The sequence below is a fragment of the Streptomyces sp. NPDC030995 genome (assembly GCF_055571215.1).
Genome location: NZ_JBVIFS010000049.1, coordinates 29,032 through 40,479, shown reverse-complemented (window position 1 = coordinate 40,479; position 11,448 = coordinate 29,032). Strand labels below are relative to the sequence as shown.

The window sequence follows — 11,448 nt, the reverse complement described above, 5'->3', positions numbered from 1 at the left end:
TTTTTGTTGTCGTACATAGAAGGGCGGAGGGGCGCCCGAGTACTGGACGTACTCGGGCGCCCCGACAACGCGGCGAGGTGCGGTGCCAGACAGCGCGGGCCAGGCAAGATCCGAAAGAGACGGCCTAGGCCCTGTCCGAGCCTAGGAGCCCATGGCCGCCTGCGTGGCCGGGCCGTAGACGCCCGGCGGGTCGCCCTTGATGGACCGGTCGCGCTGGAGCTGGCTGACGCCGCGCTTGGTCTGGCTGTCGAAGACGCCGGTGACGGAGACGTACGTGAACCCCTGCCCGTAGAGCATCTCCTGGAGGGCGCGCACCTCGGGCCCGCGGTCCCCCATCCGCAAGGTCGTGGAGGTAGCCGACGGCCCCGCCGCCGAAGCGCTCGGCGTGGGCGTCGGCTTCGGGCCCGGGCTCGCGGGCGTGCCCGAAGCTCCCGTGGCCGAGGCCGACGGGGTGCCGGACCGTACGGACGCCCGGGGCCCGGGGTCCTCGCCGGCGCCGGGGCTGCGGGCCGGGAGCACGGGCAGGGACAGCCCGGTCGCCGGCTCGGGCCGGTCGGGTTCCGGGTCGGGGCCGCTCAGGAGGGGCACGAGGGCTCCGACCGCGGCGAGCGCGAGCAGGATGACCACGGTCAGCGGGAGCCGGCTGCCGGCGCCTCGACGGCGGGCGGCGGCGCGAGCGGGAGCAGAACCGGCAGCCGGAGCGGGAGCCGGGGCAACCCTCCAGACCGGCGCGGGGCCGGGGAAGGCGGAGGGTCCGCTCTGCGGCCAGTCGGGCGCCGCCGAGGGAGACGGCGGGCCCGAGTGGGCGACGTACGGGCGTACGAGCAGGCGGTCGTCGGGGACGACGCCGCTCTCATCAGGGTCCTGGGACATGGTTGTCTCCCGGCTGGGACGGGAGCCGGCGCGCCGGTGCGGCGCCGGCCCCCACCCGGCCGGTCAGGCTCTGCGTCGCCGGGCGAGCGACGGGCGGGCGGATATGGACATCTGATGCATCTCCGAAGTGCGGCTCAAGCAGTGATTCTTGATCGGCGCACTCTTGCCCTCCGGAACGGGCCAGGTCAAGCCTGGTATCCGATCTATGCCCGTACGTCCGGTCTGTCGAGGGTGTCGGGGCGGTGGCGAATCGCGGTGACCCAGACGGTGCAGGCCGCCAGGAGCATCAGGGCGGCGCCGCCGAGCGGGGCGGCGGGCGCGGAGATGCCGTCGACCGCCAGGCCTCCGCACAGCGCGCCCGCGGCTATGGCCAGGTTGAACATGGCCACCATCAGTGAGGAGGCGGCCTCGGCGGCGGCCGGGGCCGCCTTGATCATCCAGCTCTGCAGGCTCACCGACACCCCGCCGTACACGAGCCCCCAGGCGAGCAGGAGGGTGGTCCCGGCGACCGCCCCCGGCAGGACGGCGATGAGCGCGAGGATCACGGTGAGGGAGGCGCTGACCACGAGCAGGGTCCGGTACGCGTCGCGCGCCCCGGCCAGGAAGTTGCCGGCGACACCGGCGACCCCGTAGCCGAGCAGGAGCGTGCTGACGTACTGGGCGTCGATGCCCGAGACGTCCTGGAGGATCGGCCGGACGAAGGTGTAGGCGGCGAACTGCCCGGTCACCACGAGGAACGTGACGATCACGCCCGCGCGGACCGCGCGGTTCTCGCGGAGCAGCGCGGGCAGTTCGGGGAAGGTGATGTGCCGGGTCGGCGGCAGCGGGGGCAGCAGCAGGATCAGGGCGGTCAGCGTGACGAGGCCGAGGGCGCCGACCGCCGCGAAGGCGGTGCGCCAGCTGCCGAGTTCACCGAGCAGGGTTCCGGCGGGGACGCCGAGCACAGAGGCGGTGGGGACTCCCCCGAAGACGAGGGCGGTGGCCCGCCCGACCTGGTGCTCGGGCACGAGCCGTACCGCGAGCCCGCCGGCGATGGCCCAGAACCCGCCGACGCTGACCCCTACGAGCAGCCGGGCCGCGAGGAGGACGGCGAAGTTCGGGGCGAGGGCGGCGGCGAGGTTGGCGGCGGCCATCAGGGCGATCAGCACGCAGAGCACGAGCCGCCGGTCGAGCCGGCCGGCGCCGACGGTGACGAGCGGCGCACAGATCCCGGCGACCAGCCCGGGCACGGTGACCATCAGCCCCGCGGTCCCGTCGGACACCCCGAGCTCGGCGCCGACGGGTGTGAGCAGGCCGACGGGCAGCAGCTCGGAGGTGATCAGGCAGAAGATCCCGAGCGCGACGGCGCAGACGGCCGCCCAGCCCTTCCACGACGCGGGTGCGCGCCCTGGGCCGGCTCCGCCCGTCGGCTTGGATATGGACTCGGGGCCGGGAGGCGGTCCGGATTCGGGGGGCGGCGCGGGGTTGCCGGGCGCGGCGGCTGAGGTCATGGAACGGCACTCCGTACGGGCGGTCGTCGGACAGGACGGAACGGAACGGGACGGGCGGGACAGAACAGGGCAGGGCGGAACAGAGCGGTGCGGGGTGCCGGGGGTCGCGCCTCCCTCGGCTCCCGCACTGCCGTTCCAATTTCCCACACGCCCCGGACCTTCCCGGCCGGGGCCGGCGTCACCCGGACGCGTGAGAGGGAGGACCGGGCTGCCCGGGCCGTACGGCAAGGTGGTCGGATGCAGTTACGCCGGGCCGTGCCCCTCTCCCTCGTCGCGCTCCTCGCGAGCGCCGGCTGCGTCTCCGTCGGGCCGCAGGATCCTGCCCCGGAGCCCGTGCGGGGCTCCGCACCGCCCGTCGGCGCGCCCGAAGTCCCCTCTCCCCTGGCGCTGCCACTGGGGAAGCTGCCCGCGCCCGCCGAGCCCGAGCCCGAGTCCGCTGACAACCCGGAGCCGGACCCGGACCCGGACTCGAAGCCGGAGCGGTACCGGGACCCGTCTCGCGAGCGGGCCCGCGCCAAGTCGGCGGCGCCGCCCCGGCGGACGCGTACGCCCGGGCACGCCTCCGCCCATCCGCGCCGACGGCCGGCCCCGACGCCCCCCATGGACGAGCTGTGCGCGGCCGCGGACGGAGTCGTACCGCCGTCGATCGTCGACCTGTGCCTGCGGCAGTACGGCCGCTGACCTGCCCGCACCCGGGTGTCCGATGCGAGGCTTGACCCTCCCCCTGTGTCAGACCTTGTAGTGGAGAGCGTCATGTTCACCATCGGAGACTTCGCCAAGCACGGCCGGGTATCGGTCCGCATGCTGCGTCACTACGACGCCCTCGGACTGCTGCGCCCGGCCCGTGTCGACCCGTTCACCGGCTACCGCTTCTACGAGGCCGGGCAGCTCGCCCGCCTCAACCGTGTCATCGCGCTCAAGGAACTCGGCTTCAGCCTCGACCAGGTGGGGACGATCCTCGACGAGCGGGTCGGCGCCGAGGAGTTGCGCGGCATGCTGCGGCTGCGGCAGGCGGAACTGGAGACCGCCATGGCCGCCGCGGCGGCCCGGCTGGTCCAGGTCGAGGCGAGGCTCCGGACCATCGAGAACGAGGGAACCATGCCTGCCGACGACATCGTTGTGAAGAGCCTTCCGCCCGTCCGGCTCGCCGAGCTGACCGGGACGGCGGGGAGTTACGAGCCGCAGGACATCGGCCCGGTCATCGGCCCGCTCTACGACGAGCTGTGCCGCCGCGTCGAGGAGGCCGGGGTGGTCCCGACCGGCCCCGGCATCGCCTACTACGAGGACGCTTCCGGCGCGGAGCCCGGTACGGCGATACTCGTCCACGCCGGGCTGCCGGTGGCGGCCTCGGTCCGCGCCGAGGACCTCGGGGGCGAGGTACGGATCGTCACGCTGCCCGGGGTGGAGCGGGCCGCGACCGTGGTGCACCGCGGCTCGATGGACGGCGTGCTGCCCACGGCGCAGGCCCTGGCCCGGTGGATCGACGCGCACGGCCACCGCTCGGCCGGGTACGCGCGCGAGCTGACCCTCGCCTGCCCGCAGGACCGGGACCAGTGGGTCACCGAACTCCAGGAGCCCCTCGCCACGACCGGCTGACGGGCCCTAATGTGCGCGCATGCAGCGCGTACTGGTGGTGGGGATCACTGGAGCCGGGAAGTCCACGCTGGCCCGGGCCCTGGGGGCGCGCCTCGGGCTGCCGTTCCACGAGATGGACGCCCTGCACTTCAGCGGCCCCGGGTGGGCCGTCAGCCCGACCTTCGCCGAGGACACGGCGCGGCTGGCCGGGACCGAGCGGTGGATCTTCGACTCGCTCGGCTACCCGGCCGTCCGGGACCTGTTGTGGGAGCGGGCCGACACCGTCGTCTGGCTCGACCACCCCCGGTACGTGGTCATGCGGCGGGTGCTTCTCCGCTCGCTGCGCCGGAGCCTGCTGCGCGAGCCGCTCTTCGGCGGGAACCGGGAGTCCTGGCGGGAGTGGCTGCGCGCCGACCATCCGGCGTGGTGGGCGTGGACGCAGTACGCGCCGCGGCGAGCCGAGATCGGGCGGCGGGCCGCCGATCCACGGTTCGCACCCCTGCGGGTGATCCGACTGCGGTCCCCACGGGCGGCGCGGGCATGGCTGCGTGCACAGGACGACTTCGTATACGGGGACCCGGGCGCCGGTGAAGTCCACGGCTGACTCACGCACTGGAAGGAGGCCGCGGAGGAGACGCGGAGTCGAGGTCGAGGCCCTCAGGGGCGGCGCCCACAGACGGCGGCGCACCGCCGGGCCGCGCCCCGGCGGGCGGTGCGCAGCCGGTGCACGGTGTTGTGGCCGCGCCGCTTCCACTCGCCCCGGGGCAGCGAGGCCCGCTGGCCGCCGCCCGCGATCAGCGCGTTGACCGGGGTCATCGGGTCGGCGGCCAGCGCCTTGGCGACCAGGACGCCGACCACGAGCGGGACCAAGGCCACGGCCAGGGCCGAACCGGCGGTGGTCACGTGCTGCATGCGCGGGCGCGGGGTCGCGCTGCGGGGGGCGTCGGAAGTCATGGCCCCATTCGACCAGCGGCGGCGCGGCGGGGAATCGGGGCGGATACTCAGGCCGTTGGGCACAAGGTACTCAGACGGGCACGACGTACGGGGTGGGTGGTGGGTGGTGACGGTACCCGGGCAGGGCTTCGAGGCCGCGACCGGCGACGGCCCGGCCGCGCCGCCCGGCCGCCGGGAGGCGGAACTGCGCACCGCGTACGAGGGGCTGCTGCAGATCCGCCGCCTGGTGAACGGCCCGGCGGGCGCGGCGGTTCCCGCGCCGTGGGAGGTTGGGCAGGCGCCGCGCGCGGTGGCCCTCGCACTGGAGGCGGCGGGGATCACGCCGTCCGCGCTGGACGCGGAGGGGCGGCGTACGCGGACGGGCTACCGGGTGGCCGCCGGTCCGGAGCCCGGGCGGGTTCAGGTCACGTGGACCGGGCCCCCGGGCGGCGGCGCGGCCGAGGAGGAGCAGGAGCAACTCACGGGCTGCGCGGCCGTGCTGGAAGGGCTGGGGTGGGTGTGCCTGCTGTACCGGGGCCCTCGCCGACGCCGCTTCCTGGAGGTGGAGCCCCCGCCGTCCGGCGGCGAAAACCGGTGGTCGTAGCCGCAGGGGGCGGGGAGACTCGCCCGATGGGCATGCTCGACGCACAGGCGGACCGCCTCGGCCGCGGTGAGACCGTGGAATTCCGGCCGACCGGGGGGTCGATGACGCCGTTGATCCGCAGCCGCCAACTGGTTCGGGTCGCCCCGGCCGAGCCGGCGCTGGTGGAGGTCGGCGACATCGTCCTGGCCCGCGTCGCGGGCACGGTGTACCTGCATCTCGTGTCGGCGGTGGACACCCCGCGCCGGCGCCTGCGGATCAGCAACAACCACGGCCGCGTCAACGGCTGGACCGGTCACGACCGGGTGATGGGCATCTGCCTGGCGGTGGACGGCGTGCCCCGCCCGGGGGCAGCGGCCAAGGTGCGCCGGCCGGCGACCACGCCCGCGACCACGCCCGCGACCACGCCGGCGGCCACGCCCCCGATCCGGTCGGTGGTCCTCGCCGCCCGCCGCCTGGACTTGCTGCCGCTGCGCCCCGCACACGCGGACGAGATGAGCCTCGTACTGGCCGATCCCGCCCTCCATGCCTTCACCGGTGGTGCGCCGCTGTCGCGGGACGCGCTGCGCGCCCGCTACGAGCGGCTGGCCGTCGGCTCCCCCGACCCGTCGGTCATCTGGGCGAACTGGGTGGTGCGCCTGCGTGAGCAGGGGCGGTTGGTGGGCACCGTCCAGGCCACGATCGCTCCGGCGCGCGGGTCGGCCGAGCTGGCGTGGGTCATCGGTACCCCTTGGCAGGGCCGCGGCTTCGCCGCGGAGGCCGCGCGGGCGCTCGCGGCCTGGCTGACGGAGCTGCCCATCGGCCGCCTGGTCGCCCACGTCCACCCGGAACACGCCGCCTCGGCGGCGGTCGCCGCGGCCTGCGGACTGCGCCCGACCGCGCACCACCAGGATGGCGAGATCCGCTGGGAGTCCGTCGGCGGCCGATCGGGGCCCGTCAGCTCAGGGTGAGCAGGACGACGTCCACCTCTTCGCCGCGGGCCCGCGCGAATTCGCGGGTGCGGCCCGTGACGGTGAACCCGCACTTCTCCAGCACGCGGATCGAGCCCGCGTTGTCGGCGAGCGCCCGGGTGGCGATGCCCCGCCCCCAGTGCCCGGGGCCGATCACGTACGTCACCTCGCGCTCCTCGGGCGGCCCGAACACCGCCGCGTGGCCGGCCGCGACTCCGTCGGCCAGCACCGTACGCAGCGTCACGGCCGGGTCGCTGCGCACCTTCGCCCAGTGCTCGTCGAAGTGCCCCCGGTCGTAGTGGTACTTGCTGGTGATCGCCGCCATGTGCTGGAGGTCGGGGTCCGTCAACTGCTCCCAGAAGACGGCCAGATCGCTGTCCCTCGTCTCGCGCAGCTCGATCTCCATGCGCGCTCTCCCTCTCCCCGGCCGTCCGATCACGTCGTCCCACCTTAGGAAGTGCGCCGCCGGATGTGCCGGGGCGGATGTGCGCCGCCGGAGGTGGGACGGCGCTCCTCAGCCGTACCGCCGGGCCAGCGCGGCCACCGTCTCGGTGAGGGCGCGGCGCAGTTCGGGCGGGCCGAGTACCTCGGCCTCCGTGCCCAGCCGGAGCAGGTCGCCGACGGCTACGGCCTCGGACTCGACGGGCAGTCGCAGCCGTACCCAGCCGTCCGCGTCGGCCGGGCCGGCGTCGGCGATGGCGCGGGTGCCCGCCGACCCGAACTGCATCGGCAGCAGCCGCTGTCCGCGCGGCGAGAGGCGCAGCTCGGCGGTCTGCTGGTGGAGCGCGGCGTCCAGGCGGGCCGTGGACTCCTGCCAGTACGCGGCGAGTTGGAATCCGGCGGGCCGCTCGAAACCCTCCGCCGCGGTGTCCACGTCCAGGAACCGGGAGACCCGGTAGGTCCGTACGGCGTCCTCGACCCCGGCCACGAGGTACCAGATGCCGCCCTTGAGGACGAGGCCGAGCGGATGCAGTTCTCGCCGCACCTCGCCGCGCCAGCGCCGGTAGTGGGCGTGCAGGACGCGCTGGTCCCAGACGGCCTGGGCGATGCGCGCGAGGTGCGGGACGGGGTCGGCGTCCCGGAACCAGGCGGGCGCGTCCAGGTGGAAGCGGTCCTGGATCCGCCGCGCCCGGGCGGCGAGTGCGGCGGGGAGCGCGGCCTGGAGTTTCAGCTGGGCGGCGGTCAGGTCGGCGCCGAGGCCGAGCTCCTGCGCGGGCCCGGGAGCGCCGGCCAGGAAGAGGGAGCCGGCCTGGGTGTCGGTGAGGCCGGTGAGGCGGGTGCGGTAGCCGTCGGCCAGCCGGTAGCCGCCGGCCGGGCCCCGGTCGGCGAGGACGGGGACGCCGGAGGCACCGAGGGCCTCGACGTCCCGGTAGACCGTGCGGACGGACACCTCCAGTTCGGCGGCGAGCTCGGGCGCGGTCATCCGGCTGCGGTTCTGCAGCAGGAGGAGCAGGGAGAGGAGGCGGTCGGCGCGCATGGCGCCCATTGTCCCTTGTACCTGACAGAAGGTGTCAGGTATGGGTGACAGCCTCAAGGCACGCCGGGCGGAGCGGACCTTCCCGACCGCCCGACCGACCGACCGACCGACCGAGAGGACCCTTTTTCATGCCCACGCCCGTAGAGACCCGCGGCTTCTTCACCTTCACCGGCTGGGAGGAGCAGCCCGTCGGGCCGTCGGACGTCACCCCTCGGCTCGCCCACGCCACTGTCACCAACGCCTTCACCGGCGGGATCGTGGCGGCCGAGACCTCCTGCGACTACACGATCACCTACACCGGGGAGAGCGTCGGCACCTACGCCGGCATGGAGCTCCTGTCCGGCAGCCTCGACGGCCGCAAGGGCACCTTCGTCCTGGAGGAGCGCGGCGGCTTCGACGCGGACGGCACCCGCTGCCGCTTCGAGGTGGTCCCCGGCTCCGGCACCGGCGAACTGGCCGGGCTGACGGGGTCCGGCGGATTCACGTTCCACCACGGTGACACCGAGGTCGCGTACACCTTCACCTACGCGCTGGACGCGGGTCAGGCGTAGTACGCCCCGGACCGGGGCAGTCGGCGGGGGCCCTTCACGTACGTGGGGGGCGCGGACCGCACGGTCCGCGCCCCCCTCGTGCCCAGCCGCCCCTCAGGTCACGGTGCGCCGAAGGTCAGCGTCAGCTGCGGCGTCCCCTCGTTGGCCTGCGCCTCGGAGGACCACAGCCACAGGGCGTCCGTACCGGTGCTGCTCAGTGCCAGGCTGTAGCTGCCGCCGAGCGCCGCCGCGACGGTCGCGGTGGTCAGCCCGGTGGTGTGCACCGCCGAACCGTCCGGGATCCCCGCGAAGCTGCCGAGCGCCGGGCCGCCCAGGGCGGGGCGGTTGTTGTACGTGGTCCCGCTCTCGCTCCACGATCCGGTGACCGGGACGACCGAGACGGTGTCCGTCGTGCCGGCGCCGCTCATCGTGCTCGTCTTCACGCCGAGCACGGCCGATTTCAGCACCGTGCCCGCGGGCGCGGCGGGCAGGTCGAAGCGCAGGTAGCTCGCGTAGAACGAGGTGCCGCGCACCGCGAGGGAACCCGAGGTGCCGTAATTGGTGGCGGGAGCGCCCGCGTTGGCGTAGGTGTCCTCGGCGGCGGTCACCTGGACCACCGAGTCGGCCGGGGCGGTGGCGAGGGCGTAGTGGTTCTGCACCTGCGCCGCGCTCAGGACGGTCGGGTAGACGGCGCTCTCGTCGAGCCGGCCCGCCCAGTACTCGCTCGTGGGGCGGTCGGGCCAGCCGCCGAGGCTGTCGCCGCCGGCGTGCCAGTAGCCGGAGAAGTTCTCGTGCGTGGTGACGTTCAGGGTGCCCTTCTGGGCGCCGTCCACGTAGAGGGTCATGCCGCCGGGGCCCTGGGTGGCGACGACGTGGTGCCACTGGTTGTCGTTGTAGGCGCCGCTGGTGGTGAGGGTGCGGGTGGCTCCGGTGTAGACGCCGTAGACCAGCCGTCCGTCATTGGTCATGTAGATGTGCTTGTCGTACTGATTGCTGCCGCGTGACTGGTTGCTTCCGAAGCCGAAGAGCTTGCCGCCCCGGGTGGTGTCCGTCCTGAACCAGGTCTCGATGCTGTAGGTGCTGCCCACCGTCTGGCGCGTGTCCCCGTACACCTGGGTGTCCGTGCCGTTGAAGCCGATCGCCGTGCTCGCGCCGGAGACCGCGCCGGGGGTCTGGCGCAGGGCGGGGGCGTTCAGGTGCACTCCGCTCTGGTTGCCGCCGGCCGAGGAGTCGGCGACGAAGGGCAGGGCCGACTCGTCGTAGCGCCAGTACTGCCGGGCTCCGTCGACGCGCACCTGGTTCGGGTAGCCGTCGACCTTCGTCGGGACCGTGACGCTCGCCGTCGCGGACAGGGCGCTCGTGTTGCCGGCCGCGTCGGTGGCCGTCACCCGGTACGTGTAGGCCTGGCCGGCCGTGACGGTGGTGTCGGTCCACGAGGCCTGCGGCCGCTTGAAGAACAGCGAGTCGGCGGTGACCGTGGCGATGGGGGTGGCCGCGCCATTGCGGTAGATCTTGTAGGTCAGCGCGCTGTCGTCCAGGTCGAGGCTGGTGCGCCAGCGCACCTGGACCTCGCCGGGCTTGAAGCTGACCGCGCTCGCCACGGGCACGGTGGGCGCGCCGGTGTCCCCGGTGGAGGCGAACCGCGTCAGGCTCTGCTGGGCCGCGCCGTTGACGGTGGTGAACTCGCCGCCGACCCACAGGTACTGCACGCCGGCCTTGGACCCGACGGTCATCACGCGCGGGCCGATGCCCTCGCCGATGCCGTCGTTGGTGTCGGGGGCCCAGCCCAGCTTGCCGGTGCCGCTGGTGGGCTGGGCGAGCAGGTGGTGGCGCTGGCCGTCGGGGAACTCGCCGACGCTGGAGCAGTCGTGCGCGTGCGAGGCGCTGTAGAGCACGCTCTGGTACGGCAGCACGGCCTGGGTCGCGCCGAGGCAGGTGTCGCGCCAGCGCTGGCCGAAGTCGCTGAGGTTGAGCGCGATCCGGCCGTCGAAGACACCGCCGCCCGTGCCCTCGTTGGCGGTGTAGAAGCCGATCGCGTCGGTCGCGATGTCCTTGACGACGGAGTTGGACTCGATGAAGCCGGGGTAGGACTTGGTGAGCGCGCCGCTCGTCGCGTTCACGACGGCCAGCGCGTGCGTGTTCGTACCGTTGACGGTGAAGAAGTCGCCGCCGAGGACCACGCTGTTGCCGTCCGGGGTGACCTCGATGGCGCGACCGGGCTCGTCGGCGTTGGCGGTGAAGGGCCCCAGCGCACCGTCGGCCGCGTCGACGGCGGCGAAGCGCTCGCGCGGCTGGCCGGCGACGCTGAGGAAGTCACCGCCCGCGTAGACGGTGTCACCCGTGACGGCCAGGGCGCGGACGGTCGCCGCGAAGGCCGGGCGGAAGGCCGTCTTCACCGTGCAGCTCGCCACGTCGACGGCGGCCAGGCTGGACACGGCGGTGCCGTTGACGGCGCCGAAGTAGCCGCCCGCGTACAGGGTCGACTTGTCCGGCGAGAGGGCGAGCGCGCGGACGGTGGCGATGCCGGAGCCGACGGTGAAGGAGAGCTTGCAGGAGGTCGGGGCGCCGGTCGCGGCGTCGAGCGCCACGAAGTTCACGGCCGACTGCTCGCCGCCGGCGCCGCCCTCGGGCGGGCGCACGGTGGAGAAGGTGCCGCCGGCGAAGACCTGGCCGCCGGCCTCCGCGAGGGCCCAGACGACGCCGTTGGGCTGCCAGGTCGACAGCGGGTCCGCGGTGAAGGAGACGGGCGGGGTGACGGCCGCCGCCTGTGGGGCGAGGCCGAGACCCATCACCGCGCCGGTTCCGGCCAGGGACAGGGCGAGAGCGGCCGCCGGCCCTCTTGTTCTACGCATGAACCCCCCAGTTCGATGTGCGGTGCGGCCGTATGGCGCGGCCGGCTGAGCCATGGCCGGAAGCCGCCGAACAGCCGTCCGCAGCCATGCGTACGGCGCACCCTAGGACGAATCACCGCTCGGTTCATCCCTCTTGACGCATCGGATGCCAAATCGAGCGCGGGGCA

General features: G+C 74.1%; 12 protein-coding genes. 6 read left to right on the top strand and 6 right to left on the bottom strand.

Features of this window, described 5'->3' with window-relative positions; genetic code table 11:
- Positions 1-141: 141 nt before the first annotated feature.
- Together ACZ45T_RS36840 and ACZ45T_RS36835 are read right to left on the bottom strand one after the other, a co-directional pair.
- On the bottom strand, positions 142-873 hold the full coding sequence (locus ACZ45T_RS36840; protein ID WP_468448514.1) for a peptidoglycan-binding domain-containing protein: 732 nt from the start codon (positions 871-873) through the stop codon (positions 142-144).
- Positions 874-1,076: 203 nt separating this feature from the next.
- Positions 1,077-2,363, bottom strand: a complete 1,287-nt coding sequence (locus ACZ45T_RS36835; RefSeq protein ID WP_468448513.1) for an MFS transporter — start codon at positions 2,361-2,363, stop codon at positions 1,077-1,079.
- 237 nt (positions 2,364-2,600) lie between these two features.
- Between ACZ45T_RS36835 and ACZ45T_RS36830 the strand changes: the two genes are divergently transcribed.
- From ACZ45T_RS36830 to ACZ45T_RS36820, 3 genes are all read left to right on the top strand, one after another.
- On the top strand, positions 2,601-3,044 hold the full coding sequence (locus ACZ45T_RS36830) for a hypothetical protein (protein WP_468448512.1): 444 nt from the start codon (positions 2,601-2,603) through the stop codon (positions 3,042-3,044).
- Between the two features lie 72 nt (positions 3,045-3,116).
- Entirely contained in the window at positions 3,117-3,959 is an 843-nt protein-coding gene (locus ACZ45T_RS36825) for a MerR family transcriptional regulator (protein ID WP_468448516.1), read from the top strand.
- 19 nt (positions 3,960-3,978) lie between these two features.
- Entirely contained in the window at positions 3,979-4,542 is a 564-nt protein-coding gene (locus ACZ45T_RS36820) for an AAA family ATPase (RefSeq protein WP_468448511.1), read from the top strand.
- 53 nt (positions 4,543-4,595) lie between these two features.
- Here the strand turns inward: ACZ45T_RS36820 and ACZ45T_RS36815 are convergent, their stop codons facing one another.
- Entirely contained in the window at positions 4,596-4,892 is a 297-nt protein-coding gene (locus ACZ45T_RS36815; RefSeq protein WP_468448510.1) for a hypothetical protein, read from the bottom strand.
- A 103-nt stretch (positions 4,893-4,995) separates the two neighbouring features.
- On the opposite strand from ACZ45T_RS36815, the gene ACZ45T_RS36810 reads away from it, so the two are divergent.
- Together ACZ45T_RS36810 and ACZ45T_RS36805 are read left to right on the top strand one after the other, a co-directional pair.
- Positions 4,996-5,475 carry a hypothetical protein gene (locus tag ACZ45T_RS36810; protein WP_468448509.1) on the top strand — a complete coding sequence of 160 codons (480 nt, stop codon included), beginning with the start codon at positions 4,996-4,998 and terminating at the stop codon, positions 5,473-5,475.
- A gap of 305 nt (positions 5,476-5,780) precedes the next feature.
- Positions 5,781-6,422 (top strand): GNAT family N-acetyltransferase, encoded by a 642-nt coding sequence (locus ACZ45T_RS36805; protein WP_468448515.1) that lies wholly within the window; start codon positions 5,781-5,783, stop codon positions 6,420-6,422.
- Here ACZ45T_RS36805 and ACZ45T_RS36800 read toward each other — a convergent pair.
- Complete coding sequence (locus tag ACZ45T_RS36800) at positions 6,409-6,828, bottom strand: GNAT family N-acetyltransferase (RefSeq protein WP_468448508.1); 420 nt, start codon at positions 6,826-6,828, stop codon at positions 6,409-6,411. The genes ACZ45T_RS36805 and ACZ45T_RS36800 overlap by 14 nt on opposite strands.
- 108 nt (positions 6,829-6,936) lie before the next feature.
- Complete coding sequence (locus ACZ45T_RS36795; protein ID WP_468448507.1) at positions 6,937-7,899, bottom strand: helix-turn-helix transcriptional regulator; 963 nt, start codon at positions 7,897-7,899, stop codon at positions 6,937-6,939.
- A 128-nt stretch (positions 7,900-8,027) separates the two neighbouring features.
- On the opposite strand from ACZ45T_RS36795, the gene ACZ45T_RS36790 reads away from it, so the two are divergent.
- Entirely contained in the window at positions 8,028-8,450 is a 423-nt protein-coding gene (locus tag ACZ45T_RS36790; protein ID WP_468448506.1) for a DUF3224 domain-containing protein, read from the top strand.
- A 98-nt stretch (positions 8,451-8,548) separates the two neighbouring features.
- Here the strand turns inward: ACZ45T_RS36790 and ACZ45T_RS36785 are convergent, their stop codons facing one another.
- Positions 8,549-11,281 carry a DNRLRE domain-containing protein gene (locus ACZ45T_RS36785; protein ID WP_468448505.1) on the bottom strand — a complete coding sequence of 911 codons (2,733 nt, stop codon included), beginning with the start codon at positions 11,279-11,281 and terminating at the stop codon, positions 8,549-8,551.
- Between the last annotated feature and the right edge of the window lie 167 nt (positions 11,282-11,448).

Excerpts from the sequence above, each read along its gene's own strand:
- ACZ45T_RS36795 (WP_468448507.1), bottom strand. The coding sequence starts at position 7,899 with ATGCGCGCCGACCGCCTCCTCTCCCTGCTCCTCCTGCTGCAGAACCGC.
- ACZ45T_RS36785 (WP_468448505.1), bottom strand. The coding sequence starts at position 11,281 with ATGCGTAGAACAAGAGGGCCGGCGGCCGCTCTCGCCCTGTCCCTGGCC.
- ACZ45T_RS36820 (WP_468448511.1), top strand. The coding sequence starts at position 3,979 with ATGCAGCGCGTACTGGTGGTGGGGATCACTGGAGCCGGGAAGTCCACG.
- ACZ45T_RS36815 (WP_468448510.1), bottom strand. The coding sequence starts at position 4,892 with ATGACTTCCGACGCCCCCCGCAGCGCGACCCCGCGCCCGCGCATGCAG.
- ACZ45T_RS36825 (WP_468448516.1), top strand. The coding sequence starts at position 3,117 with ATGTTCACCATCGGAGACTTCGCCAAGCACGGCCGGGTATCGGTCCGC.
- ACZ45T_RS36835 (WP_468448513.1), bottom strand. The coding sequence starts at position 2,363 with ATGACCTCAGCCGCCGCGCCCGGCAACCCCGCGCCGCCCCCCGAATCC.
- ACZ45T_RS36800 (WP_468448508.1), bottom strand. The coding sequence starts at position 6,828 with ATGGAGATCGAGCTGCGCGAGACGAGGGACAGCGATCTGGCCGTCTTC.
- ACZ45T_RS36790 (WP_468448506.1), top strand. The coding sequence starts at position 8,028 with ATGCCCACGCCCGTAGAGACCCGCGGCTTCTTCACCTTCACCGGCTGG.
- ACZ45T_RS36830 (WP_468448512.1), top strand. The coding sequence starts at position 2,601 with ATGCAGTTACGCCGGGCCGTGCCCCTCTCCCTCGTCGCGCTCCTCGCG.
- ACZ45T_RS36805 (WP_468448515.1), top strand. The coding sequence starts at position 5,781 with ATGGGCATCTGCCTGGCGGTGGACGGCGTGCCCCGCCCGGGGGCAGCG.
- ACZ45T_RS36840 (WP_468448514.1), bottom strand. The coding sequence starts at position 873 with ATGTCCCAGGACCCTGATGAGAGCGGCGTCGTCCCCGACGACCGCCTG.